At 61.3% G+C, this 26256-nt stretch carries 22 protein-coding genes; 17 read left to right on the top strand and 5 right to left on the bottom strand.

Going from position 1 to position 26256, the window contains the following annotated elements; all coding sequences use genetic code 11:
- Complete coding sequence (locus Q4Q11_RS09035; protein ID WP_498569288.1) at positions 1–2154, bottom strand: thiamine pyrophosphate-dependent enzyme; 2154 nt, start codon at positions 2152–2154, stop codon at positions 1–3.
- A 355-nt stretch (positions 2155–2509) separates the two neighbouring features.
- Here Q4Q11_RS09035 and Q4Q11_RS09030 point away from each other — a divergent pair, with 355 nt between their 5' ends.
- The 6 genes from Q4Q11_RS09030 (at position 2510) to Q4Q11_RS09005 (ending at position 8509) form a co-directional block, all read left to right on the top strand.
- Positions 2510–4045, top strand: coding sequence for an ABC transporter substrate-binding protein (locus Q4Q11_RS09030; protein ID WP_112503411.1), 1536 nt, complete (start codon positions 2510–2512; stop codon positions 4043–4045).
- Positions 4046–4265: 220 nt separating this feature from the next.
- Complete coding sequence (locus tag Q4Q11_RS09025; RefSeq protein ID WP_113213510.1) at positions 4266–5273, top strand: ABC transporter permease; 1008 nt, start codon at positions 4266–4268, stop codon at positions 5271–5273.
- Positions 5266–6159: an ABC transporter permease gene (locus Q4Q11_RS09020; protein ID WP_498569287.1), complete on the top strand. Its 894-nt coding sequence runs from the start codon at positions 5266–5268 to the stop codon at positions 6157–6159. The genes Q4Q11_RS09025 and Q4Q11_RS09020 overlap by 8 nt, the downstream gene beginning before the upstream one ends.
- Complete coding sequence (locus tag Q4Q11_RS09015; protein ID WP_498569286.1) at positions 6156–7028, top strand: ABC transporter ATP-binding protein; 873 nt, start codon at positions 6156–6158, stop codon at positions 7026–7028. Before Q4Q11_RS09020 ends, Q4Q11_RS09015 begins: the two co-directional genes overlap by 4 nt.
- A complete protein-coding gene (locus tag Q4Q11_RS09010; RefSeq protein WP_498569285.1) occupies positions 7025–7876 on the top strand; it encodes an ATP-binding cassette domain-containing protein in 852 nt (283 codons plus the stop codon). The genes Q4Q11_RS09015 and Q4Q11_RS09010 overlap by 4 nt, the downstream gene beginning before the upstream one ends.
- A 69-nt stretch (positions 7877–7945) precedes the next feature.
- Positions 7946–8509 carry a VOC family protein gene (locus Q4Q11_RS09005; RefSeq protein ID WP_113213514.1) on the top strand — a complete coding sequence of 188 codons (564 nt, stop codon included), beginning with the start codon at positions 7946–7948 and terminating at the stop codon, positions 8507–8509.
- Between the two features lie 25 nt (positions 8510–8534).
- On the opposite strand, the gene Q4Q11_RS09000 is transcribed toward Q4Q11_RS09005, so the two are convergent.
- Positions 8535–10157 (bottom strand): AMP-binding protein, encoded by a 1623-nt coding sequence (locus tag Q4Q11_RS09000; protein WP_498569284.1) that lies wholly within the window; start codon positions 10155–10157, stop codon positions 8535–8537.
- Positions 10158–10454: 297 nt separating this feature from the next.
- Here Q4Q11_RS09000 and Q4Q11_RS08995 point away from each other — a divergent pair, with 297 nt between their 5' ends.
- The 8 genes from Q4Q11_RS08995 (at position 10455) to Q4Q11_RS08960 (ending at position 19921) form a co-directional block, all read left to right on the top strand.
- Positions 10455–12773, top strand: coding sequence for a bifunctional salicylyl-CoA 5-hydroxylase/oxidoreductase (locus tag Q4Q11_RS08995; protein WP_498569283.1), 2319 nt, complete (start codon positions 10455–10457; stop codon positions 12771–12773).
- A gap of 7 nt (positions 12774–12780) precedes the next feature.
- A complete protein-coding gene (locus tag Q4Q11_RS08990) occupies positions 12781–13560 on the top strand; it encodes an SDR family oxidoreductase (RefSeq protein ID WP_112503393.1) in 780 nt (259 codons plus the stop codon).
- A gap of 5 nt (positions 13561–13565) precedes the next feature.
- Positions 13566–14417: an enoyl-CoA hydratase family protein gene (locus Q4Q11_RS08985; RefSeq protein ID WP_112503391.1), complete on the top strand. Its 852-nt coding sequence runs from the start codon at positions 13566–13568 to the stop codon at positions 14415–14417.
- A 1-nt stretch (position 14418) separates the two neighbouring features.
- Complete coding sequence (locus tag Q4Q11_RS08980) at positions 14419–15600, top strand: acyl-CoA dehydrogenase family protein (RefSeq protein ID WP_498569282.1); 1182 nt, start codon at positions 14419–14421, stop codon at positions 15598–15600.
- A 116-nt stretch (positions 15601–15716) separates the two neighbouring features.
- Positions 15717–16898 carry an acyl-CoA dehydrogenase gene (locus tag Q4Q11_RS08975; protein WP_498569281.1) on the top strand — a complete coding sequence of 394 codons (1182 nt, stop codon included), beginning with the start codon at positions 15717–15719 and terminating at the stop codon, positions 16896–16898.
- Positions 16899–16906: 8 nt separating this feature from the next.
- Positions 16907–17338 (top strand): acyl-CoA thioesterase, encoded by a 432-nt coding sequence (locus Q4Q11_RS08970; RefSeq protein ID WP_113222791.1) that lies wholly within the window; start codon positions 16907–16909, stop codon positions 17336–17338.
- A complete protein-coding gene (locus tag Q4Q11_RS08965; RefSeq protein WP_113336723.1) occupies positions 17316–17711 on the top strand; it encodes a RidA family protein in 396 nt (131 codons plus the stop codon). The genes Q4Q11_RS08970 and Q4Q11_RS08965 overlap by 23 nt, the downstream gene beginning before the upstream one ends.
- A 242-nt stretch (positions 17712–17953) precedes the next feature.
- Entirely contained in the window at positions 17954–19921 is a 1968-nt protein-coding gene (locus tag Q4Q11_RS08960; protein ID WP_498569280.1) for a 3-hydroxyacyl-CoA dehydrogenase NAD-binding domain-containing protein, read from the top strand.
- 20 nt (positions 19922–19941) lie between these two features.
- On the opposite strand, the gene Q4Q11_RS08955 is transcribed toward Q4Q11_RS08960, so the two are convergent.
- The 3 genes from Q4Q11_RS08955 to Q4Q11_RS08945 form a co-directional block, all read right to left on the bottom strand.
- Positions 19942–21153, bottom strand: a complete 1212-nt coding sequence (locus Q4Q11_RS08955) for an adenylate/guanylate cyclase domain-containing protein (protein ID WP_498569279.1) — start codon at positions 21151–21153, stop codon at positions 19942–19944.
- A gap of 156 nt (positions 21154–21309) precedes the next feature.
- On the bottom strand, positions 21310–22212 hold the full coding sequence (locus Q4Q11_RS08950) for an SDR family oxidoreductase (protein ID WP_113337710.1): 903 nt from the start codon (positions 22210–22212) through the stop codon (positions 21310–21312).
- A gap of 83 nt (positions 22213–22295) precedes the next feature.
- A complete protein-coding gene (locus Q4Q11_RS08945) occupies positions 22296–23036 on the bottom strand; it encodes an SDR family oxidoreductase (RefSeq protein WP_113213649.1) in 741 nt (246 codons plus the stop codon).
- A 122-nt stretch (positions 23037–23158) separates the two neighbouring features.
- Between Q4Q11_RS08945 and Q4Q11_RS08940 the strand changes: the two genes are divergently transcribed.
- The 3 genes from Q4Q11_RS08940 (at position 23159) to Q4Q11_RS08930 (ending at position 26122) form a co-directional block, all read left to right on the top strand.
- Positions 23159–24070, top strand: a complete 912-nt coding sequence (locus tag Q4Q11_RS08940; RefSeq protein WP_498569278.1) for a LysR family transcriptional regulator — start codon at positions 23159–23161, stop codon at positions 24068–24070.
- A gap of 138 nt (positions 24071–24208) precedes the next feature.
- Positions 24209–25555, top strand: a complete 1347-nt coding sequence (locus Q4Q11_RS08935; protein WP_498569277.1) for an LLM class flavin-dependent oxidoreductase — start codon at positions 24209–24211, stop codon at positions 25553–25555.
- 24 nt (positions 25556–25579) lie between these two features.
- Positions 25580–26122 (top strand): hypothetical protein, encoded by a 543-nt coding sequence (locus Q4Q11_RS08930; RefSeq protein ID WP_113337696.1) that lies wholly within the window; start codon positions 25580–25582, stop codon positions 26120–26122.
- Positions 26123–26256: the final 134 nt, after the last annotated feature.

The following is a 26256-nucleotide window of genomic DNA, read 5'->3' as shown; positions in this document are numbered from 1 at the left end:
TCAATCTGAAAAGACGATGCGGCCGGCACGGCGACGCGCCTGCAGCCAGCCGATTACGCGGGAACGCAGGCGGGCGACGAAACGATCCCAACCCGTCGGATTGTGGATGATATCGGCCCGGTAGAAGGAGGGACAGAGCACCGCCGCCTCCGAGACCTCGCCGCAATTGCCGCAGCCGACGCAATTATTGTCGATCGCCGCCACCGGATCGTCCTTCAGCGGATCGTCGGTATGCTTGACCGACAGCGACGGACAGCCGGAAAGGCGGATGCAGGCGTGATCGCCGGTGCAGACATCTTCGTCCACGCCGAAGCGCTCCTTGACCATGCGCTTGCCGTCCTTGACAGCCTTGGCGAATTGCGGCTTTACGCGGCGCTGCTTGTTGAGCATGCATTCCGAAGAAGCGACGATGATCTTCGGCCCCGACTCCTTCGAGGTCAGCGCCTCGCGCAGCGTGTCGCGCATCTTGCCGACATCATAGGTGCGGTCGATCTGGCGCACCCAGGTCGCGCCGATGCCCTTGACGGCATTGACGATGGAATTGTTCGTCTTGCGACGGGGATTGAGCGCACGCGAGGACGGTATGTCCTGCCCGCCGGTCGCCGCCGAATAATAGTTGTCGACGACGAGGATGACGCCGTCCTGCTTGTTGAAGACGGCATTGCCGACTGACGTCACAAGACCGTTGTGCCAGAAGCCGCCGTCGCCCATGACCGAGATCGCGCGCTTGTCGGCCGCGACGTTGAAGGCCGACGCAGCCGCCGGCCCGAGCCCATAGCCCATGGTCGTGCTGCCGAGATTGAAGGGCGGCAGGATCGAGAACAGATGACAGCCGATATCGCCTGATATGTGATGCTGCCCGAGCTCGCTCTCGACCAGCTTCATTGCCGCAAAGATCGGCCGCTCGGGACAGCCGATGCAGAAGCCCGGCGGACGTGGCGGCACGACATCGGCCAGGGCCTTGACTTTCGGATCGTTGAGGATCGGTGTCGGGTCCGGTAGCGGCGGCTGGTTGCCGAGCAGCACGCGCTGGTGAACTTCCAGGAAATTCTTGATGCCCTTCATCAGCACCGGCGCGGTATATTCGCCGCCCATCGGCAGAACATCCTTGCCCGCAACCTTGGTCTGGATGTCGCGGCGCCGCAGGATGGTATTCAGCGATTGCTCGATATAATCGGGCGCCCCCTCCTCCACCATCAGCACCGCCTTCTTGCTGGTGCAGAACTCGGCGATCTGGTCATCGACCAACGGATAGGCGACATTCAAGATATAAAGCGGCACGGCGGAATTGCCGTAGACGTCCGCGAGGCCAAGCTGCTGCAGTGCGCGCATGACGCCATTGTACATGCCGCCAAGCAGGATGATGCCGACATCGCCTTCCGAGGGGCCGAAATACTCGTTGAGCTGACGCCTCTTGATGAAGTCGACGGCAGCCGGCCAGCGCTTCTCCAGCTTCTCCTTCTCGTGCAGGAAGGATGCCGGCGGCAGCACGATACGGTTGACGTCACGAACAGGCTTTTCCAGCGCCTGCTTCAGCGTATAGGCCGGGCGCTTGTTGTCCTTGGCAACGAACTGGCCATGAACGTGGCAGCTGCGGATACCGACCTGCAGCATGACGGGCGTATTCGAAGCCTCCGAAAGCTCGAACCCCTCCTCGACGGCCTGCACGATCGACGGCAGGTTCGGGCGCGGATTGAGCAGCCACATCTGCGATTTCATCGCATAGGCATGGCTGCGCTCCTGCATGATCGAGGAGCCCTCGCCGTAATCCTCGCCGATGATGATCAGCGCACCGCCGGTGACACCGCCCGAAGACAGGTTGGAAAGCGCGTCGGAAGCGACATTCGTGCCCGCCGTCGATTTCCAGGTGACGGCGCCGCGCACCGGATACATGACGGAGGCCGACAGCATGGCGGCAGCAGCCGCTTCCGATGCCGATGTCTCGAAATGGACGCCCAGATCCTCCATCACGTCCCTGGCGTCGGCCAGCACGTCCATGAGATGGGAGATCGGCGATCCCTGATAGCCGCCGACATAGGAAACGCCGGACTGCAGAAGTGCCTTGGTGATCGCGAGAATACCCTCGCCGCGGAAGATATCGCCTTCCCCGAGCTTCAGATCCTCGACCTCGCGCGCAAATGATCGCTCGGCCATGAACGTTACCCCTTTGCCCTTCAGGGCTTCTTTAAATCGTTTGCAAAATCATATTTTGAACTTCCTTGAACTGTCAACGAACAAATATGAGATTCCGCTGAATGGATTGCCGATCGAGGGCAGAAGCGATGCATTCATTTTCCGAAATCAGAATCCCATCACGATGGCGGCCGGCATATATATGCACATGCATGGAATATATGTGCCACACGAACGCTGGATTTTTTAAAAGAACCAGAGAAAGCGCTTGCCGCTCCGAAAGACGTATTTTAAGATTAAAACATTCCGACAATAAATCGCCAGCGGCAGTTGAGCGTTATGCTTTTCTGTCGCTTAACAGGGGAACGGAGTGACCATGACAACGCTTACTCGGCGCGAGGCCCTGAGCCTCGGCGCGGCAGCATTCATGACTGGGATTTTAGCCGGCAGAACACGCGTGGAAGCGGCCGAATCCGGCACGCTGACCATCGCCTTCAACGTGAACCTGCCATCCTTCGATCCGACGACCGGCCCATCCGCCGTCAACCCGACGATCCAGGCGATCTATCGCTCGGTCTTCGACCAGTATATCGGCCAGGGACCGGACTTGAAATTCCAGCCGGGCCTTTTGACCGCCTGGGGCTGGAACGACGACAAGACCAAGGTCTGGATGGACGTGCGCGAAGGCGTGACATGGCACGACGGTTCCAAGTTCACACCGGATGACGTCGTCTGGTCGCTGGAGCGCGCCGCCAAGCAGGAGACGGGCAATCCGATCCAATTCATCTGGTCTACCGCCAATAATTACAAGGTGGAAGGCAACCGCATCACCGGCGATGTCGTTCGCTTCGAGCCGACCTTCTTCAAATGGATGGCGTTCCTCACCGGCTACGTCTTGCCGAAGGGTTATTACACCAAGGTAGGCGCACAAGGCTTCGAAAAGAAGCCGATCGGCACCGGCCCCTACATGGTCGATGCCTATGAGGGCAATTCCTATCTGCGCCTGAAGGCAAACCCGAACTATTTCGGCGGCAAGCCGGCCTTCGATACCGTTATCTTCAAGTTCGTGCCGGATACGACAAGCCGTGTCGCCGAAATCGAGTCCGGTTCGTCCGACGTGACGCTGGAAATCCCCTATGAGGATTTCGACCGGCTGAAGAAGAAGTCGGGGCTATCAGGCGTCACAACTCCGATCTCCGACATCGGGATGATCTTCATCAGCAATGTCGATCCGATGCTCGACAAGAACGTCCGCCTGGCCGCCAATATGGCGATCGACAAGGAAGCAATCATCAAGCGGCTACTGCGCGGCTACGGCAAGCCGCTGTCGACGCTGGAAGCGCCGGAATACGAGGCTTACGACGCCTCCGTCAAAATCCCTTACGATCCGGAACAGGCCAAGAAGCTTCTGGCCGCCAGCGGCTACTCGCCGGAGAAGCCGGTAAAGTTCGGCATCAAGACGACCCGCGGCTTCAAGCCGAAGGATTACGAGATGATCCAGGCGATCGTCGGCATGTGGCGCAAGGTCGGCATCGAGGCTGAAATCGAAGTTTACGAAATCGCCAAGCACTACGAGCTGCGCGCCGCCCATCAACTCGGGCCGGCCGCCTTCTACAACTGGGGCAACGCCATCGGCGATCCGACGACCTCGACGGGTTTTGCCATGTTCGGCCCCTCGCCGCACTCGGCCTGGAAGACCAAGGATGTCGACGACATGCTGGGACCGCTCTGGGTGGAAAAAGACGAGACGAAGCGTATTGCCGGCTGGAAGGCGGCGATCAAGTACATTGCCGAACAGGGCTATGTGATCCCGCTGCTGCAATATGCGCAGCCGATCGTCTACAAATCGAGCCTCAAGGTCACGCCGAACGTCTCCGGCGCCCTGCAGCCGACGCTGGTGTCGAAGGCTTAGTGCCGTTCTTGTAGGCTTGCTCCTCACCCTAGCCCTCTCCCGCTCGCGGGAAGAGGGAACGACCTCTTTACCGTCGTCTGGAAAGATGCTCGGAAGGAAGGCTGCGGGTGCGTCTATCCCCTTCTCCCCGTTAAAACGGGGAGAAGGTGGCCGATAGGCCGGATGAGGGGCTGGCAAGCTCCATGTTACAGTCAGCACATGCGATCGGAACTCATAACGCATGATAGCAGTCTCCATTCTCAACCGGCTGATCATGGCCGCGATTACCCTCTTCGGAGTGGCGGTGATCGTCTTCGTCCTGCTGCGTGTCGTGCCGGGCGATCCGATCGCTATGATGATCTCGCCGGGCGCAAGCCCTGCCGACATTGCCGCACTCCGCGCCCATTACGGTCTCGATGCGAGCCTGACCACGCAATTCTGGCTCTGGCTGAAATCGGTCCTGACCGGCGATTTCGGGACATCGATATCCTTGAAGCGCGATGTGCTGTCCCTGCTCGGGGAACGGCTACCCGCAACGCTGGAGCTTGCCTTCGCAGCCCTGATACTTGCAGTTCTCCTCGGCGGCGCGGTCGCCATCGTCGGCACGCTTGCCCGCCGCACGATTTTCGAGCCCATCATTGACAGTCTCAACGGCCTTTTCCTTGCCGTGCCGGATTTCGTCTGGGCGCTGGCTCTCGTGCTGGTCCTCGGCGTCCTCTTTCCGCTTTTTCCGCTCTCCGGCCGCATTGATCCGAGCATCGACGCGCAGTTCATGACCCCCTTCTATCTCCTCGAAAGCCTGGTGACGCTTCGCCTCAGTATCTTCGCCGATATCTGCGCGCACATGGTCATGCCGGTCCTGGCGCTCGGCCTGCCGCTCGCCGCCATCATCGCCCGCGTGCTGAAAGCCGCACTTTCCGAGGCCATGGTGCAGGACTATATCCTGCTCGCCAAGCTGAAGGGCATGTCCGAACTGCGGCTGGTGCTGCAGGAGGCGCTGCGCAACGCCGTTGGCCCGACCATAGCGCTGACTGGCGTGCAATTTACCTTTCTGATCGGCGGGACCGTCATCGTCGAGCGCATCTTCGCCTATCCCGGCATCGGCAATATGGCGATCGATGCCGTCGTCAACCGCGACTTGCCGCTGATCCAAGGGCTTGTTCTCGTATTTGGCGCCCTCTTCATTCTCGTCAATCTGGCGGTCGATCTGCTGGTTGCGGCCTTCAATCCGAGGCTCGCCCATGGCTGACACTACCTCGCCCGCCATGCCGCGCTCGCCCTCCCGAATGGCGAAACGCATCCACGCGCTACTTTCCGAGCCGAAGGTGATCTTTGGCGGAGGTTTCATTCTTATCCTCCTCATCCTCGCGATCTTTGCGCCTTACATCGCGCCGAAGGACCCGCTGGAGCAGGATCTGATGTCCGGCACCTTGCTGCCGGCATGGATCGAAGGTTCCGATCCCGGCTTCCTGCTAGGCACGGACGATCTCGGCCGCGACGTGCTCTCCCGCGCCATCTTCGGCACGCGCATCGCGCTTACGGTCGCCTTTGTCGCAGCCGGGCTCGCGGCCCTGATCGGCACCCTGCTCGGCCTCCTTGCCGGCTGGTACGGCGGCTGGATCGATAAGGTGATCTCCCGCCTCGTTGATATCTGGATGGCCTTCCCGCCGGTGCTTCTCTCGATCTTGCTCGTCGCCGTCTTCGGCTCCGGCGTGCACTCGGTCATCGCTGCCATCGTCATCATCGACTGGACGCGCTTCTGCCGCGTCGTGCGCTCGGAAACGCAGGCGCAGGCGCGAATGGATTATGTGACCGCCGCCCATACGATCGGCTTTTCGCGCGCCAAAATCCTCTTCAGCGAAATCCTGCCCAATGTGACGCCCGTGCTGATCGCCCTTGTCAGTCTGGAAATGGGTATTGCCGTCATCGTCGAAGCCATTCTGTCCTTCGTCGGCCTGTCGGTCGCCTCCGACACCCCGACCTGGGGCGGCATGATCGCCGAGGGGCGTCAAATGATCTATCAGGGCTGGTGGGTGCTGGTCGTGCCGCTGATCGCGCTCTTCGCGACGGTGCTTGCCTTCAATCAACTCGGCGACGGCTTACGCCGCGCTCTCGATCCGGTGATGCGCCGATGACGTCTCCACTCCTCTCCATTGCCGGCCTCGGCGCCACATCCGACCGCGACGGCGGCGCGCCGATCCTGCGCGACGTTTCTCTGACACTTGAGCGTGGCGAAGTGCGCGGGCTCGTCGGCGAAAGCGGCGCCGGAAAATCGACCATCGCCAAGGCCCTGCTCGGCATCCTGCCGCGCAGCGTCCGCATTACCAGCGGATCGATATTGTTCGAAAGCCGTAATCTCCTCACTCTCTCAGCGAAGGAATTGCGCGGCATTATGGGCAGCGATATCTCGCTGATCCCGCAAGATCCGCAAACCGCGCTCAATCCCGGCCGCCGCATCGAGGCGCAGCTGACCGATGGCCTGCGGTTGAAGCGGGGCATGTCCTCAGGTGATGCTCGCCGGCGCGCTCTGAAGCTGCTGGAGGAAGTGCATATCCGCGATCCCGAGCGTGTGCTGAGCGCCTATCCCCACGAATTGTCCGGCGGCATGCGCCAACGCATCCTGATCGCCGCCGCCTTCGCGCTGGAGCCGAAACTGGTCGTTGCCGACGAGCCGACCACGGCGCTCGACGTCACCGTGCAGAAACAGATCCTGCGGCTGATCCGCCGCCTGCAGGAAGCGCACGGCACCGCCGTGATCTTCGTCACGCATGATCTCGGTATCGTTGCCCAGATCTGCGACAGCGTCACTCTGCTCTACGCCGGCAAGATCATCGAAGAGGGGCGCACGAGCGACGTACTCACCCATCCCCGGCACATCTACACGAAGTCGCTTCTTGCCGCCGGTCCTCGCTACGACCGGCCAGATGCCGGGCTGAAGCCGGTGCCGCAGACGGTCTTCGAGCAATTGCGTCGCGAAATCGGTATTCCGGAGGGCGGCCGATGAGCGTTTCCGATAATCTCCTATCCGCCAAGGGCATCGAGGTGATCTACGGCGCCAAGCCGCATCTCTTCGGACCGCCTAGCCACGGCATCAAGGTGCTGCACGGAGTCGATATCGATATCCGCCGCGGCGAGACGGTAGGAATCGTCGGTGAGAGCGGCTCGGGCAAGACGACGCTCGGCCGCGCCTTGCTGCGGCTGGTCGACGTGACTGCCGGCAGCATTCATTTCGACGGTCGAGACATCACGCGCCTGCCCGATACGGAGATGCGGCCACTGCGTCGTCGCATGCAGATGATCTTTCAGGACCCGATGGCTTCGCTCAATCCACGCCACACCATCCGCCGCATCCTCGTCGAGCCGCTTCTGCTGCACAAACTCGCTTCGGACAGAAAAGAAGCTGAGTATCATGTCGCTGCAATTCTCGAGCGGGTGACACTGCCGCAAGCCTGCCTCGACCGCAATCCGCATGAACTCTCGGGCGGCCAGCGCCAGCGCATCGGCATTGCGCGTGCCGCCCTGCTGAAGCCGGATTTCGTGCTTGCCGACGAGATCGTCTCCGGCCTCGACGTCTCGACGCAGGCGCAAGTGCTCAATCTGCTGAAGGAGCTTTCGCGCGATCTCGGCCTGTCCATGGCCTTCATCAGCCACGATCTCTCGGTCATCCGCGCCGTCTGCGACCGCGTCTACGTCATGCGCCACGGCCGGGTCGAAGAGGAAGGCGATTGCGAGCGCGTCTTCACCGCACCCGCCTCCGCCTATACCCGCATGCTGCTGGACGCCATCCCCCTGCCGGAAGTCGATCCGCACTGGCTCGGTCGCGAAAGCGTGATGGAAGCGTCCGATGCATGAAGGCTATCAATTGCGCTGCGGGTGTTAGCGAGACTGCGACAATAACGGCATATGAAAGGGGAAGTCGCTATGAAAGGTCCTGTTTCAGTAGCAACAAAGACCACAGGATTGCCCGGTCTTCGTGGTCACGACCATACGGGACTGACGGTGCCGGATATGAAGCAGGCTGTCGATTTCTTCGAGAACGTGCTCGGCTGCGAGGTCATTATGTCGTTCGGCCCGTTTGCCGACGACAAGGGCACGTTCATGACGGATTTGCTTGGTGTCGATCCCAAGGCTCAAATCAAGCAGATAACTCAGGTGCGGTGTGGCTTCGGATCGAACATCGAACTGTTCGAATATTCGGCGCCCGATCAGCGGGATCTCAAACAGAAGAATAGCGATATCGGCGCGTTTCACATCTCGCTCTATGTAGACGACATTGACGCGGCAAAGGCCTATCTGGACAGCAACAACATCGAGACACGGCTGGGACCATTCTCGGTCCAAGATGGCCCGGCCGCCGGCCAATCGATCCTTTATTTTCAGGCGCCATGGGGTCTGCAGTTCGAAGCGATCAGCTATCCCAAGGGCATGGCTTATGAAAAAGATGCAAAGACCGTGTTGTGGGATCCGAAGAATCCAGGCAGATGAGCGGCGCCAGAAAAGCGCCGCCTGATCAGGCCGCCGGCGTCTTCAGACGGAAACGCTGTATTTTACCCGATTCCGTCTTCGGCAATGCTTCGACAAAGACGATGGAGCGCGGATATTTATAGGGTGCAATCACGGCCTTGACGTGCTCCTGCAAGGCCCTGACGAGCAGATCCGATGCGGTGACGCCTGCCGCCAGCACAACATGGGCCTGCACGATATGGCCCCGTTCTTCGTCCGGCTTGCCGATGACGGCGCACTCAAGCACATCGGCATGCGAAAGAAGGGCTGCCTCCACTTCCGGCCCGGCAATATTGTAGCCGGCCGAAAGAATGATGTCGTCGGAACGGGCCGCGAAATGAAAGTAGCCTTCCTCGTCCTGAATGAAACTGTCGCCTGTCACATTCCAGCCATCCCGCACATAGTCGGCCTGCCGGTGGTCGGCGAGATAGCGGCAGCCGATCGGTCCGCGAACGACGAGCTTGCCGATCGTCCCTCGCGCAACCTCGTTCATCTCGTCATCGACGACGCGGGCCTCATAGCCCCTCAGCGGCTTGCCCGTGCAGTTCGACCTGGCATTGGAGAGATGATTGGAGATGAAGATGTGCAGCATCTCTGTCGAGCCGATGCCGTCGAGGATGGGCTTTCCGGTCTTGCGCGTCCACTCCTCGAAGATCGGCCCCGGCAGCGTCTCGCCGGCGGACACCGCGACCCGAAGCGAGGATAGATCCGCCCCCTCTTCCATTGCCGCCAGCATGGCGCGATAGGCTGTCGGCGCGGTGAAGCTGATGGTCGCGCCGTATTCCTGGATGATCTCGACCATGTTCTTCGGCGAGGCGTTTTCGAGCAGTGCCGTCGATGCGCCGAAGCGCAAGGGGAAGACGACCAGACCGCCGAGCCCGAAGGTGAAAGCGATCGGAGGCGAACCTATGAAAACGTCCTCCGGCGTCACCTGCAGCACCTCCTTGGCGTAGGCATCGGCAATGATCAGGATATCGCGATGGAAATGCATCGTCGCTTTCGGCACACCCGTCGAGCCCGAGGTGAAGCCTAGCAGCGCCACATCATCCCGTCCGGTCTTCACCGGTTCGAAACGAACGGGCTTGTTGAGCGCGATCCGGTCGAGCTCGGCATCGTGATTGGCCGTACCGTCGAAGCCGACGACCTGCTTCAGGAAGCGGCTGTCCTTGGCTGCGGTAACGAGTTCCTCCAGCAGCCTCGTATCACAAAGCGCAAACGAGATTTCCGCCTTGTCGATGATCTTCGAAAGCTCGCCCGCCCGCAGCATCGGCATGGTGTTGACGGCGACGGCCCCGACCTTCGTCACCGCCAGCCAGCAGGCGATCATGGCGGGGTTGTTGCCGGAGCGGATAAGGATGCGATTGCCGGGCTTGATGCCAAAATTCTCGACGAGAGCATGAGCGATGCGGTTGGTCCAGTCCGCCAGCTCCTTGTAGGTGCGGCGGCGGCCGTTGCCGATCAGAGCCACGTGATCGGCGAAACCCTTCTCCACCATCCGGTCGCTGAGTTCGAAGCCGGCATTCAGCCATTCGGGATAGTCGAAACCCTCCATCCGCAGTTCGGGCCATTCATCGAAAGGCGGCAGATTGTCTCGCGTGAATGTATCGGTATGACCGGTCGGTCCCAGCATGGCCTTGCTCCCGCATTCTTATCGATCAATCGCCACGACAGCCGTTTCCCCACGGCATATGCAGCGCTGCCAAAAAAGATCGCACCGAAGCGCATAATGTTCAAGCAAGAAATTTTAAGCCTAAACTACTTTGGAATTCCCATTGTTTTTGAAGAGAAATTTTCATTTCCCGTGGTATTATGACTATCCGGCGTCGGCACATTCAGGCACGAAACGCCTTGACGAATGGCAACAACAATATATTTTAAACTTAAATTATTTCGAGATCGGCTCCGACCGAACGAGGAGGGAAAAGCGATGCGCATCGTCTGTGTCGGCGGCGGCCCCGCAGGGCTCTACTTCGCGCTTCTGATGAAGAAGCTCCATCCCGAGCACTCCATTCGCGTCGTCGAGCGCAACCGCCCCTATGACACCTTCGGCTGGGGCGTCGTCTTCTCCGATGCGACCATGGTTTCGATGCGGGAATGGGATCCGGAAAGCGCTGCCGAAATCGAAGACGCCTTCAATCATTGGGACGATATCGAGGTCCTGTTCAAGGGCACGCGCCAGCGCACCTCGGGACACGGTTTCGTCGGCATCGGGCGCAAGAAGCTTTTGAACATTTTGCAGAAGCGCTGCGAGGCGCTGGACGTGGAATTGATCTTCGAGACGGACGTCAATTCCGATCTCGATTACCCCGACGCCGATCTGGTCATCGGCTCGGACGGCCTCAATTCCAAGATCCGCAATCATTACCCGGAAGTCTTCCAGCCTGACATGATCACCCGGCCGAACCGCTATATCTGGCTCGGCACCAACAAGCTTTTCGACGCCTTCACCTTCGATTTCCGCCGCACCGATCACGGCTGGTTCCAGGCGCATATCTACAAGTTCGACGACAAGACCTCGACCTTCATCGTCGAGACGACGGAAGAAGCCTACCTCGCCCATGGCCTCGACAAGATGGACCAGGACGGCTCTATCGCCTTCTGCGAAAACCTGTTTTCCGAAGTGCTCGAAGGCGCGTCATTGATGACCAATGCCCGCCATATCCGCGGCTCGGCATGGCTGAATTTCAACCGCCTGATCTGCGGTAAGTGGAGCCATTTCAACGGCAATTCCCATGTCGTGCTGATGGGCGATGCCGCCCACACCGCCCATTTCGCCATCGGCTCCGGCACCAAGCTCGCCATCGATGACGCCATCGAGCTGACCCGCCAATTCCAGATCCACGGGCATGAGAAGGACAAGATACCGGCCGTTCTCGAAACCTACGAAGAAATCCGCCGCGTCGATGTCGCCCGCATCCAGAATGCCGCCCGCAATGCCATGGAATGGTTCGAAGTCGTCGGCCGCCGCTATGCCGATACGCTGGAGCCGCCGCAGTTCATGTATTCGATGCTGACCCGCTCGCAGCGCATCAGCCACGAAAATCTGCGGCTGCGCGACAAGACCTGGCTCGAAGGCTATGAGCGCTGGTTCGCCGAGAAATCCGGCCTTGCCGTCGGCAACGACCGCTGCCTGCCGCCGATGTTCACACCCTATCGCCTTCGAGACGTCCAGCTCGTCAACCGCATCGTCGTCTCGCCAATGGCTATGTATTCGGCCACGGATGGCGTGATGAACGACTTCCACATCATCCATCTCGGCTCACGTGCGCTTGGCGGTGCAGGATTGATCTTCGCGGAAATGACCTGCGTCACTCCGGATGCCCGTATCACCCCCGGCTGCCTCGGTCTTTGGAACGAGGAGCAGGCGGCGCAGTGGAAGCGGCTTGTCGATTTCGTTCACACCAACAGCGCTGCCAAGGTCGGCATCCAGCTCGGCCATGCCGGACGCAAGGGCGCGACGAAACTCGCCTGGGAGGGTATCGACCAGCCGCTGGCCGAAGGCGACTGGCCACTGATCTCGGCCTCGTCAGTTCCCTATCTCAAGAACAGCCAAGTGCCGAAGGCTATGGATCGTGCCGATATGGAGCGCGTCAAGGCCGACTTCGTACACTCAACCAAGCTGGCGATCGGGACCGGCGCCGACTGGCTGGAACTGCATTGCGCCCACGGCTATCTGCTGTCGAGCTTCCTGTCGCCGCTGACCAATCTGCGCGACGACGAATATGGCGGCAGCCATGAAAACCGCGCCCGCTATCCGCTGGAAATCTTCCATGCGATGCGCGCTATCTGGCCTGCGGACAAGCCGATGTCAGTCCGTCTTTCCTGCCATGACTGGACTGATGGCGGCAACACGCCGGAAGATGCGGCGATCTTCGCGCGCATGTTCAAGGAGGCCGGCGCCGACCTGATCGACTGCTCTTCGGGCCAGGTCTCCAAGCAGGAAAAGCCGGTTTACGGCCGCCTGTTCCAGACGCCCTTCTCGGACAAGATCCGCAACGAGATCGGCATCCCGACGATCGCCGTTGGTGCGATCTCCGAGGCAGACCATGCCAATTCGATCATCGCTGCCGGCCGCGCCGATCTTTGCGCCGTCGCCCGTCCGCATCTGGCGGACCCGGCCTGGTCGCTGCATGAAGCGGCCAGGATCGGCCTGACTTCCATTCCCTGGCCGAAGCAATATCTTTCCGGCAAGGCGCAGTATGAAACCAACCTCGCCCGTGCGGCCGCGGCAGCACCAGCGAAGTGAGTATGAGATGACAACTTCGGGCAAATTCGCCGGCCGTCACGCCCTCGTCACCGGGGCGGGCAGCGGCATTGGCACCGCGATCGCCAAGGCGCTCGCCGCCGAGGGTGCACATGTCAGCCTGGCCGGGCGTCGTCGCGAGCCGTTGGAAGCGGTTGCCGCCGAGATCGGCGCGGCTGCTTTCGTGGTCGATGGCTTCGATGTCACGAGCCCCGAAGCCGTTACGGCAGGCCTTGCAAAGTCGCGCGAAAAATTCGGCCTCGTCGATATCCTCGTCAACAATGCCGGCGAAGCGCCGAGCGCGCCCTTCGAAAAGACGAGCCTGGGGGCCTGGAACCATGTCCTCACGGTCGATCTGACCGGCGTTTTCCTGGTGACGCAGGCAGTTCTTCCCGACCTGAAGGCTCGTGGCGCCGGTGCGCGCATCATCAACATTGCCTCGACCGCGGGCTTGAAGGGCTATGGCTACGTCTCGGCTTACGTGGCAGCCAAGCATGGCGTCGTCGGCCTGACGCGCTCGCTGGCGCTGGAACTGGCGAAAACCGGCATCACGGTCAATGCCGTCTGCCCCGGCTTTACAGACACGCCGATCATCCAGCGCTCAATCGAAACGATCGTCGCTAAGACCGGGCGTTCGGCCGAGCAGGCGCTTGCCGAGTTCACGAAATCCAATCCGCAGGCGCGTCTTATCAAGCCGGAAGAGGTCGCCGATACCGTGCTATGGCTAGCCTCGCCGGCCGCGGCATCGATCAATGGACAGGCAATCGCGGTTGCCGGTGGGGAGATTTGAACGCCATGAGCGATCGGGACATGACTATGAAGGGGCACCTGAAGCCCTTCAGGGATTACAAGCCGGAACACTTCCTCTGGGATGTCAGCGAAGACGGCCGCGTCGCCACCATCCGCCTGAACCGACCCGAGCGTAAGAACCCGCTGACCTTCGACAGCTATGCCGAGCTGCGCGATCTCTTCCGCGATCTCGTCTATGCGTCGGATATCCGCGCCATTGTGCTGACGGGTGCCGGCGGCAACTTCTCCTCCGGCGGCGACGTCTTTGAGATCATCGAGCCGCTGACACGCATGGCTATGCCCGAGCTTCTGGCCTTCACGCGCATGACCGGCGATCTCGTCAAGGCGATGCGCAAATGCCCGCAGCCGATCGTCTCGGCGGTGGACGGCATCTGCGCCGGCGCCGGTGCCATCCTGGCCATGGCCTCCGACCTGCGACTCGCAACACCGGAAGCCAAGACGGCCTTCCTCTTCACCCGCGTTGGCCTGGCCGGCGCCGATATGGGCGCTTGCGGCATCCTGCCCCGCATCATCGGCCAAGGCCGCGCCGCCGAACTTCTCTTTACCGGCCGTTCTATGACAGCAGCGGAAGGACAGGCCTGGGGCTTTTATAGCGGACTGCACGCGAGCGCCGACCTCGAGAGCGAAGCAGTCAAGCTCGCCCGCTCGCTGGCCGATGGTCCTTGGTTCGCCCATAGCATGACCAAGACCATGCTGAACCAGGAATGGGCCATGGGCATCGAGGAGATGATCGAATCCGAAGCGCAGGCGCAGGCGATCTGCATGGCGACACAGGATTTCCGCCGCGCCTTTGAAGCGTTCGCCGCCAAGCGCCGGCCGGAATTCCAGGGGGATTGAAGTGATACCAACGGCAAGCAGCCTCTCCGGCCCGACCCGCGATCATCTGGACTGGCCCTTCTTCGAGGAGCGTCATCACCGTTTCGCCGCCGAAGTCGATGCCTTTGCAAAGTCCGGCGTCATGGCTTCTATCGATCACGCCGATGTCGATAGCGCATGCCGAAAGCTGGTCAAGGCGCTGGGAGACGCCGGGCTTCTGACCGCCGCGACAGGCTCGTCCGACAGCGAACCGCTGATCGATTCCCGCATGGTCTGCCTCGCCCGCGAAACGCTCGCCTGGCATGACGGTCTTGCCGATTTTGCCTTTGCCATGCAGGGCCTCGGCACCGGTGCGATTGGCCTTTCCGGCTCACTCGAATTGCGCTCGGCCGTTCTGCCCAAGGTGCGCTCGGGCGATTGGCTTGCCGCCTTCGCACTGTCGGAAAAAGACGCCGGCTCCGATGTGGGTGCCATGAGCTGCGCAGCACGCCTCGATGGCGATCATTACGTTCTCAACGGCGAAAAGACCTGGATTTCCAATGGCGGCATAGCAGATGTCTATACCGTCTTCGTGCGCACCGGCGAAGCACCGGGAACCCGCGGCATCTCTGCTTTCGTCGTCTTTGCCGATGATCCCGGCTTCTCGATCGCCGAACGCATCGAGGTGATCGCACCACATCCGCTGGCGACGATCCGCTTCGACAATTGCCGCATTCCCGCATCGCGCCGCCTCGGCGCAGCAGGCGAAGGCTTCAAGATCGCCATGCGCACGCTCGATATCTTCCGCGCTTCGGTCGCCGGTGCCGGCCTCGGATTTGCCCGCCGTGCGCTCGATGAATCGCTTGCCCATGCGCGCTCACGCTCCATGTTCGGCGCGGCCCTTGCCGACCTTCAGTTGACGCAGGCCGCCCTCGGCGATATGGCGACCGGCATCGACGCGGCGGCATTGCTGACCTACCGGGCAGCCTGGCGCCGCGACGTGCAGCGCTTGCCGACAACCCGAGAAGCGGCCATGGCCAAGATGACGGCGACGGAAACCGCGCAAAGCGTCATCGACCACGCCGTCCAGCTTTTCGGTGGACGAGGCGTCAAGGCGGGAGAAATAACGGAAAAACTCTATCGGGAGATCCGCGCGCTTCGCATCTATGAAGGTGCGACGGAGGTTCAGAAACTCATCGTCGCGCGCGAACTTCTGAAGGCATAGAGCAATTCCAGGAAAAGTGCGAAGCGGTTTTCCATCCGGAATTGCGTAGAACAAAGAACTTGAGCGGATTAGTGCTAACTGAAAACACTGAACCGCTCTAATGGGAGATTGATAGCATGAGCCGCGAGATTTTCGACTGGGCCGACCCGTTCAGGCTGACGGAGCAGCTGAGCGACGACGAACGCATGGTGCTGGATACCGCGCATTCCTACGCGCAGGAAAAGCTCGCGCCCCGCGTCCTCGAAGCCTTTCGCCACGAAAAGACCGATCCGGCCATTTTCCGCGAAATGGGCGAACTCGGCCTGCTCGGCCCGACGATCTCCCCGGAATATGGCGGTGCCGGCCTAAGCTACGTTGCCTACGGCCTGATTGCCCGCGAAGTCGAGCGCGTCGATAGCGGCTATCGCTCGATGATGAGCGTGCAGTCCTCGCTCGTCATGGTGCCGATCGAGACCTTCGGTTCGGATGCGCAGAAGCAGAAGTACCTGCCAAAGCTTGCGACCGGCGAATGGATCGGCTGCTTCGGCCTCACCGAGCCGAACCACGGCTCCGATCCGGGTTCCATGGTCACACGCGCGAAGAAGGTCGACGGCGGCTACAGCCTGACGGGGGCCAAGACCTGGATCTCCAACGCACCGATTGCCGATGTCTTCGTCGTCTGGGCGAAGACCGAGGACGGCCTCATCCGGGGCTTCATCCTCGAGAAGGGTTGGAAGGGCCTTTCCGCACCCGCGATCCACGGCAAGGTGGGCCTGCGCGCATCTATCACCGGCGAAGTCGTGATGGATAATGTATTCGTGCCCGAAGAAAACCTGGTGCCGAACGTGTCTGGCCTCAAGGGTCCCTTCACCTGCCTCAACTCGGCGCGCTTCGGCATCGCCTGGGGTGCGCTTGGCGCTGCCGAGGATTGTTACGCCAAGGCACGGCAATATGTGCTCGACCGCAAGCAGTTCGGCCGGCCGCTTGCCGCCAACCAGCTGATCCAGAAAAAGCTTGCCGACATGGTGACCGAGATCACGCTCGGCCTGCAGGGCTGCCTGCGCCTCGGCCGCATGAAGGAAGAAGGCCATCCGCCCGTCGAACTGACCTCCATCCTCAAGCGCAACAGCTGCGGCAAGGCGCTGGATATTGCCCGCGCTGCCCGCGACATGCTGGGTGGCAACGGCATTTCCGACGAATTCGGCATCGCGCGCCATCTCGTCAACCTCGAAGTGGTCAACACCTATGAGGGCACGCACGACATCCACGCCCTCATCCTCGGCCGCGCCATCACCGGCATCGCCGCCTTTTCGAACTGAGGCCCGCCTTGGCATTCAAGACCACGAGACCCCTGCGCTTCGGAGATTGCGATCCCTCCGGCATCGCCTATTTCCCATCGTACCTGAACATCCTCGTCGGGGTGCTGGAGGATTATTTCGCTTCGATCGGCTTTTCCTGGCGAAAGCTGATCGACGACCGCCGCCTGGGCGTGCCTACGGTGCGGCTGGATCTGACCTTCGTGAAGCCGGGTCTGCAGGGCGACGAGCTTGAATTCCGGCTTTCGGTCCATGGCGTCGGCCGTTCCTCGCTCGATCTCGAACACCAGGTCTCGGCCAATGGCCATGTGCTTTGGACGGCCAGACACCGTGTCGTCGCCACCTCGCTTGACACGCATAAATCCGTGGAATGGCCGGATGATCTCCGCGCCGCGCTCACCTCTCATCTGGAGACGAACGATGCATACCATCCTGCAACCTGAAGGCTGGGCCAAGCCGATCGGCTATGCCAATGGCGTAGCAGCGACGGGCCGCACGGTGTTCGTTGGCGGGCAGGTCGGCTGGAACGCCGCCTGCGAATTCGAAAGCGACGATTTCGTCGAGCAGGTGCGCCAGACGCTGAAGAATGTCGTCGCCATCCTTGCCGAGGGCGGCGCCGAGCCGAAGCATATTACGTCCATGACCTGGTATTTCACCGATAAGCAGGAATATCTCGGCAATCTGAAGGGTATCGGTCAGGCCTATCGCGATATCATCGGCCGCCATTTCCCGGCCATGGCCGCCGTGCAGGTCGTCGCTCTCGTCGAGGATCGTGCTAAGATCGAGATCCAGGCGACCGCCGTCATCCCAGAATAAAACACAGGGGCATTGCATATGGGGCGGATCGGCACTGGAAATTCCTTCCCCCAGCGGGGAAAAGGTGGCCCGAAGGGTCGGATGAGGGGGCATCGATTTGAATTCATGGATTTTCGTAGTCTTGGCGGGCACCCCCTCATCCGCCTGGCGGCACCTTCTCCCCGCTGGGGAGAAGGGGGCACCTGCGATTTCCGTTCATATGCGATACCTACGGAATAACATTTGGATGGGCAGATAGTATCATGTCGGCATTGCGCTTTTCGGACACCATTTCGGCGGCGCTGGCCGATGGGACCCTTATCGTCACCATAGACAACGCGCCCGTCAACGCGCTCTCTGCCGATGTCAGGACCGGGCTGATGCGCGCATTCGAGCATGCGGAGAAGGATGGCAATATTGCCGGCATCGTGCTGACCGGCGCCGGCAGCAGCTTTGTCGGCGGCGCCGATATCAAAGAGTTCGGCAAGCCGCTGGTCGAACCGCATCTACCTGATGTTATCGCCCGCATCGAAGCCTTTGCCAAACCCGTCGTCGCCGCAATCAACGGCGTGGCCCTCGGCGGCGGCCTGGAAGTGGCGCTTGCCTGCCATCGCCGTCTTGCCGCGCCGGCCGCGAAACTCGGTCTTCCCGAAGTCAAGCTCGGCATCGTGCCCGGCGCCGGCGGCACGCAGCGCCTGCCGCGGCTCGCCGGCATCGCCGCCGCCATCGACATGATTGCCAATGGCCGCATCGTATCGACGGCCGAAGCGTTGAAGCTCGGTGTCGTGGACAGCGTGTCTCCCGATACTCTGCTCGCAGATGCCATCGCGGATGCAAAGTCGATCAATGCCGCTGCATTGCGCCGCACCGGCCATCTATCCATTCCTGCGGAAGCGGTCGAAGCCATCGACAAGGCGGCATCGGACGCACTGCGCAAATCACGCGGCCAGCACGCGCCTGCCGAGGCCGTCCGTCTCGTGCGCCTGGCGGCGAGCGTCTCTTTATCGGAAGGGCTTGCCGAGGAACGCCGCACCTTTATTGCCCTTCGCGACAGCGAAGAGGCTGCCGCCCTGCGCCACGTCTTCTTCGCGGAACGTGCCGCGGGCAAGGTCGAAGGACTGGAGGCCTTCGCTCCGCGCAAGATCGAAACCATCGGCATCGTCGGCACTGGCCTGATGGGTTCCGGCATTGCCGTCTCCGCCCTCAATGGCGGTTACCGCGTCATCGGCGTCGAGCAGAATGCCGAAGCCGCCCAAAAGGGCCGCGACAGGATCGCCGGTCTGCTCGACAAGGCCGTGCAGTCCGGTCGCCTTGATGCGGCGGGTCGGGAAGATCGCTCAGGCCGGCTGACGGTCACCGCCGATATGGAGCAGTTGGAACAGGCCGATATCGTCATCGAAGCCGTCTTTGACGATCTCACAGTCAAGACCGAGCTGTTCCAGCGTCTCGATGCGATCGTTCGCGCCGATGCGATCCTTGCGACCAACACGAGCTATCTCGATCCCGACGTGATCGCTGCCGCAACACGGCTGCCGGAGCGTGTCGTCGGGCTGCATTTCTTCTCGCCAGCCAATATCATGCGTCTCCTGGAAGTGGTGAATTGCAGGAAGACGGCGCCCGATGTGCTGGCGACGGCCCTTGTCCTCGCCAAGCGGTTCGGCAAGCTGCCCATCGTCTCGGGCGTCACCGAAGGCTTCATCGGCAACCGCATCTTTTCCGCCTATCGCCGCGAAGCCGAATATATGGTCGAGGACGGCGCTTCGCCGCAGGAGATCGACGCTGCGCTGGAGGCCTACGGCTTTCCGATGGGGCCGTTCGCCGTCTTCGATATGGCGGGGCTGGAAATCGCCTGGGCACGCCGCAAGAGGCAGGCCGCGACACGCGATCCTGCGGAACGCTATGTGATCATCCCCGACCGGCTCTGCGAAGCCGGCCGCTTCGGCCAGAAGACCGGCCGCGGCTGGTATGCCTACCCCGACGGCAAACGGACTGTTGATCCCGAGGTAACGGCCATGATCGAAATCGCTCGCGCCGAAAAAGGTATCGTGCCGAAGAGCTTCACCAAGGAAGAGATCGTCAGCCGCCTGCTGAAAGCCATGGTTGACGAAGGCGATGCCCTGCTTTCGGAAGGCATCGCCGCGCGCGCCAGCGATATCGATCTCGTGATGATCAACGGCTATGGCTTCCCCGCAAGCAAGGGCGGCCCGATGTTCGCCGCCGGCCGTCGCTGAAAGCGGGCGGCGCAGACGGGTCAGGCTGCCGAAGACAGCAGCGTAAACAGTTCCTGCGGCCGGTTGACGCCGCGCAGCGCGTAACGGCCGACCGAAACGAGATCGTTGCTCTGCTGCCCCGACAGCGCCTCGACGAAATTCGACGACATCAGGATGTTGCGGTCGGCCGATCGGCACATCGAAGCGATGCGGCTGACTTCATTCACCGCCGGCCCGATGACCGTGAAATCCAGCCGGTCCATGCTTCCTATATTGCCGTAGAAGACATCGCCGATATGCAGGCCGAGATAGACGTCCGTCACCGGCCGGCCTTCGATCTGCCGCTGCGAATTGAGATCGCGCAGCCGCTGGCGCAAAAGCGATTCCGCCATCAGCGCCGCAGCACAGGCATCGGCAGAATTCCTGGCCTTGAAGATCGCCAGCGTGCCATCGCCGATCAGCTTCAACACATTGCCGCCGGCCTCGTGGATCGAGGAGATGACCGCATCGGCATAGGCATTCAGCATCGGGATGATTTCGTCCGGCTCGGCCGTATCCGAGATGCGTGTGTAGTTGGCGAGATCGGAAAACCAGAGTGCCGCCGAAATCCGCTCCGTCTTGCCTCGGGTAATCTTGCCTTCGAGCACATGCCGCGCGGCATCCTCGCCGAGATAGACCTCGGCAATGGTGCGGGCGATGCGGCTCATGCCCGTGCACTTGATCGCCAATGCGAGAGCCGGGGTCAGCTTGCGCAGCACGCGCAGATCTTCCTCCGGAAAGCCGACCTCATGTGCGGTGGCAAAGTTGGAATAAAAGCAATCCATCTCGCCGATCGTGCCGCCCTCTTCGAAACGGTGGATCATGGCAATGTAATCGGTGTGACCGTCGGCCAGCAGCGTGTCTAGCCCGTAGAAATCGGCCGACTCGCCAAAACCAATGCGCCGGCGCACCTCGTCGTCACCTGTCGTCAGCATGTGATAGAAAGCGGAGCGCTGCCAATTCTCCGAGGCAATCCCTTGCTGAGTCGGGCCATATTGGAACTCCCGCTCGATGATCTGGTTGCCATCCCAGCGGAAGGCGCGCCCTTCATAAACCGGATGCAGCGTATCCATCAGCGCCATGGCCCGATCGAGGTTAAGACCATGCTGGCGGCATTGCTCGCAGAAACCGGCCAGTATGTCGGCCTCCGCCATGCCCTTGAGGCCAGCCTGCATGAGCCAGCTGGCAATCTCACCAATGTCCTTCGCGTCCATGGATGTCTCCTGACCCTTTGAAGGATTCGCTTTAGTATGAAACGTGTAGGCTGGGAATGCCGTACGATGCAAAATAGCCCGGATGCAAGCAACAGATCGCCGCCTCTGTGACACAGAAGCGGCGATTTGACACGCTCAAAGGGTGGTGACGGAGCGTCAGGTCCTCGGCCGCGGCTTCAGCAGGTCTTCCAGCCCGATGCGCCGGAAAAGTTCCGCGCGAACCCGATCGGCAACACCGTTGACGATTTCCGCACCATCCTCGGAAGGGTCTATATGGGTACGGAATGGTCGCGTTCCAAACGGCATATCGACAATATTCACGATTGCTGTCGCCACGGAAGCGGCATCGGCATCCGCCGGTTCCAGCGAGGCAAGTCCCTTCAATGCCTGATCGGGAACGCCGGCATAGGGGCCGTTATCATATTCGGCCGCACGAGTCTTGTCGGCCGGTGAGCCGGAATGGGCAAAGTGGCTGGTGCCCTTCGTGAAGGCGCCCGGCACGATGATGGCGGTCTCGATGCCCCAGCGCGTCAGCTCCGACGCATAGGAAACGGCAAGCGAGTCCATGGCCGCCTTGGCCGCGAAGTAGGGCGAAAGGTACGGCGGCGTGCCGCCGCGCGTGCTGGAGGAGGAAACCCAGACGACCAGTCCTTTCCCTTGCCTGCGCATGTAGGGCAGCACGGCGCGATTGACGCGCTGGGTGCTGAGCACGTTGATATCATACAGCTCGGCGAACTGCTCCGGTGTGAACGCCTCGGCCGGGCCGAAGGACATGTGGCCGGCATTGTGGATGATGATGTCGACGCGACCCTGCTCGGCGATGACGACAGCAATACCGGCTTCGACAGAGGCGTTCGAGGCGACATCGAGTTCGACGGTCCGCAGATCGACGCCATTCTCCTTTGCAAATGCCGCCGCTGTCGCGACTTGCGCCGCGTTGCGTCCTTGGGTCTCCCGAATGCCCGCATAGACCGTATGGCCTGCCTTGGCGAGCGCCCTTGCCGTCAGAGCGCCGAAGCCGCTCGATGCCCCCGTGATTACGATGACTTGCTTGCTCATGATCCTGTTCCTTTGAAATTGGCTGTCGTTGACGATTGATCAGGGGAGGTCGGCGGCAGGCGTGACCCTGCCGCCTCGCAGGCTCAGATCATGCCGCCATTGGCTCGCAGCGTCTGGCCGTTGATCCAGCCGCCGTCGGGACCGACAAGGAAGGAGACGGCAGCGGCGATATCCTGTGGTGTGCCCAGGCGCTCCAGCGGGTTCATCTTGGCCATGTGGTCGATCAGCTCGTCGCTCTTGCCGTTCAGGAAGAGATCGGTGGCCGTCGGGCCGGGTGCGACAGCATTCACTGTGATGGATCGGCCACGCAGTTCCTTGGCCATGATGCCGGTCAACAGCTCGACCGCAGCCTTCGTCGCAGCATAGACGCCGTAGGTTTCAAGCTTCAGGCCGACGATGCTGGTCGAGAAGTTGACGATGTGGCCGCCGGTCCGCAGCCGCTTGCCGGCTTCGCGCAGCGTATTGAAGGTGCCCTTGAGGTTGATGGCGATATGACGATCGAAATGCGCGTCGTCCGCATCGGCAATCTTGGCCAGTTGCATGATGCCGGCGTTGTTGACGAGGACATCGATACCGCCGAAGGCAGTTTCCGCAGCGTCGAACATACGGCGCACGGCTTCGGCATCGGAAACATCGGCCTTCGCGGTCAGCGCCTTGCCGCCCTTTTCCTCGATCTTGCGAGCGAGTTCCTCGGCTGCCGCCTCGCTGCCGGAATAGTTGATGACGACGGTGAAGCCATCCTCTGCCAGGCGCTCTGCAACGGCGGCGCCGATGCCGCGGGATGCGCCGGTGACAATCGCTACCTGATTGGAATTGCTGCTCATTTTCTTCATCCTTCGCTGTTTTGCGCCGCAGCGCGTTTCGATGAGGAGAAGATGCTCCTTTTCATTCGGCGGATAATCATCCATTAATCGGCATCACTATCCGAGATCGGCGAACAAATAAGATGGACAGATTCGATGCCATGCGGGTATTCTGCCGGGTCGTAGAGCGGCGCAGTTTCACACTGGCGTCAGAAGACACGGGCCTGCCCCGTTCAACCGTGACAGATGCCATCAAGCAGCTCGAGTCTCGGCTCGGTGTACGCCTGCTGCAACGCACGACGCGGCACGTCAGCCCGACGCTCGACGGCGAAGCCTATTACCAGCGCTGTCTCCGCATCCTCTCCGATATCGAGGATGCCGAAGGCGCCTTTGCCGGTGCGAAGCCTAAGGGAGTACTGCGCGTTGACGTGCACGGCACGCTGGCGCGGCACTTCGTGCTGCCGAACCTGCCTTCCTTCCTCGAAACCTACCCGGACATCGAGCTACAGATCACCGAGGGCGACCGGTTCGTCGATCTCATCCGCGAAGGGATCGATTGCGTGCTGCGCGTCGGCACACTTCAGGATAGCGATATGATTGGCAGGCGCGTTGCGATGCTGGAGGAAGTAACGCTTGCAGCGCCCGCCTATGTCGAACGCTTCGGCATGCCGGCCCATCCGGATAGGCTCGACGGCCACCGCATGGTCGGCTTCCGTTCTTCCGCAACGGGCGGGCTCCTGCCGCTGGAATTCCAGATCGGCGGTGTGGTGCGCGAGATCACGCTACCGGCCACCATCTCCGTCAATGCGGCAGAAAGCTATTTCGCCGCCGCCAGACTCGGCCTCGGACTGATCCAGGTTCCGCGTTACCACACCGAGGAAGCCATACGATTGGGTGAACTACTGCATGTGCTCCCGGACTATCCACCCACACGGACGCCTGTCTCGATGCTCTATCCGCGCAGCCGCCAGCTTTCACCACGAGTCCGTGTCTTCATAGACTGGCTCGTCAAGGTTTTCGCCGGACAGAACAGCACGGAAATGCCGGCAGGATGAAAATTCCATGAAAGCGATCAAATAAATGAAATCGGCTCTTTGAATGCGCGGCTGGCACGCCTACGTCGTAAGGCATTATCCCGCTGGCGATGCCGTTTCGACGTCAAGGCCAGCCTGGCGATTTTCGAGAGAGAGCCGATGACCGAACAGAAGCAATTGAAGCTCGGGGCCTTCATGCGTCCCGTCAGCCTGCATACCGGTGCCTGGCGTTATCCCGGCGCCTATCCGGACGCCAACTTCAATTTCCAGCACATCAAGAGCTTCGCGCAAGAACTGGAAAAGGCGAAGTTCGACGCCTTCTTCATGGCCGATCATCTGGCTGTCCTCAACATGCCGATCGAAGCCTTGAAGCGCAGCCAGACCGTCACCTCCTTCGAGCCCTTCACCCTGCTTTCGGCGCTCGCTGCCGTCACCGACAGGATCGGCCTCGTCGCCACCGCCTCCACGACTTTCGATCTGCCCTATCACATCGCCCGCCGCTTCGCCTCGCTCGACCATATCAGCGGCGGCCGCGCCGGCTGGAACATCGTCACGACATCCAATCCCGATGCCGCCCTCAATTTCGGCCTCGAAGAGCATATGGAACATGGCGAGCGCTATCATCGCGCCCGCGAATTCTACGATGTCGTCACCGGCCTCTGGGACAGCTTCGCCGACGATGCCTTTCTCCGCGATCCCGAAAGCGGCATCTTCTTCGATCCCGAGCGGATGCATGTCCTCGGGCACAAGGGCGAGGAACTGAGCGTCCGCGGGCCTCTTAACATCGCGCGACCGCCCCAGGGCTGGCCCGTCATCGTCCAGGCCGGGCAATCGGATGCCGGCCGCCAGCTTGCCGCAGAAACGGCCGAGGCGGTGTTCGCGGCCCCCCGCAATCTCGTCGACGGCAAGTCGATCTTCGCCGATATCAAGGGGCGGATGAAGGCGATCGGCCGCAATCCGGATCATCTGAAGATCCTGCCCGCCGCCTTCATCGTCGTGGGCGACACGATCGAGGAAGCAAAGGCCAAGCGGGCGAAGCTTGACAGCCTCGTCCATTACGACAGCGCCATTGCGTCGCTATCGATCGCGCTTGGGCATGATGCCTCCAGCTTCGATCCGGATGGTCCGCTGCCGGAAATTCCGGAGACCAATGCCAGCAAGAGCGGCCGCGAGCGCGTCATCGCCCTTGCCGAAGCGGAAAAGCTTACCGTACGGCAGCTTGCCCAGCGTCTCGGCGGCTATGCCGGCCTCGCCTTCGTCGGCACGCCTGAGAGCATCGCCGACGAGATGGAGCAATGGCTGCATGAAGAAGGCTCCGACGGTTTCAACGTCGTCTTCCCCTTCCTGCCGCAAGGGCTGCTTGACGTGACCACCCGCGTCGTTCCAGAGCTGCAGCGCCGCGGCATCTTCCGCCGCGATTACGAAGGCACGACATTGCGCGAACACCTCGGCCTGCCGCGCCCGGAAAACCGCTTCTTCAAGGCTGCCGCCGAAGCCGCGCAGTAAGAGAGCCCAGTAAAAGAGATTGACATGAGCCATATCACGCCGATCGACTATGAAACCGCTTCGGACGCCGTGCGCGCCGAACATGACCGCGAAGTGCAGCTGCGCGGCCGCATGACCAACATGAAGCGGACATTGCTGCACTCGCCGGTCGCGCATCGCATCTATGCGGAATGGTTTCCCCTGCGCGAAGAACTGCGCCCGGCACTCGACGATCGCGCCGTCTGGCTGCTTTGCCATGCCATCGCGCTCGAATGCCGCTCGATCATCCCGGTCGGTTTCTTCCGGCGCGCACTGATCAACGCCGGCCTGGCGCCGGAAACGATCGTGCCGACAGAAGACGAAGCCCTGCTGATCGAATTCGGCACGGCAATTGTCAGGGATTCGAACGCCATTCCGGAAGAGGTCTGGGCGCAGCTAAAGGCCCGCTATGACGAGCCGACGCTTGCGAATCTCGTCGCTTTCGCCGGCATCATGATCGCGACGGCGATCTATAACAACGCCGTGAAGGTGGATATCGATCCTGAACTTGCGCCTTATCTCGAAGGGTTTGAGTTTCCGGCGAAGTAAGGAGCCGCGGCTGCCACAGGGCCATCTTGCCCTTGGCGGGCGAGAAAGCAATTTCATTGGTTGTCTAATCGCATTGCGTTGGTCAAGGGGTCTGGGCGTTGTGCCTCATCACCGTGTTGCAGAACAGGCAACGC

It is taken from the genome of Rhizobium sp. UFLA01-1127 (assembly GCF_059803845.1).
Note: the sequence above shows the minus strand (reverse complement) of the source record. Positions and strands in the feature narration are given on the sequence as shown.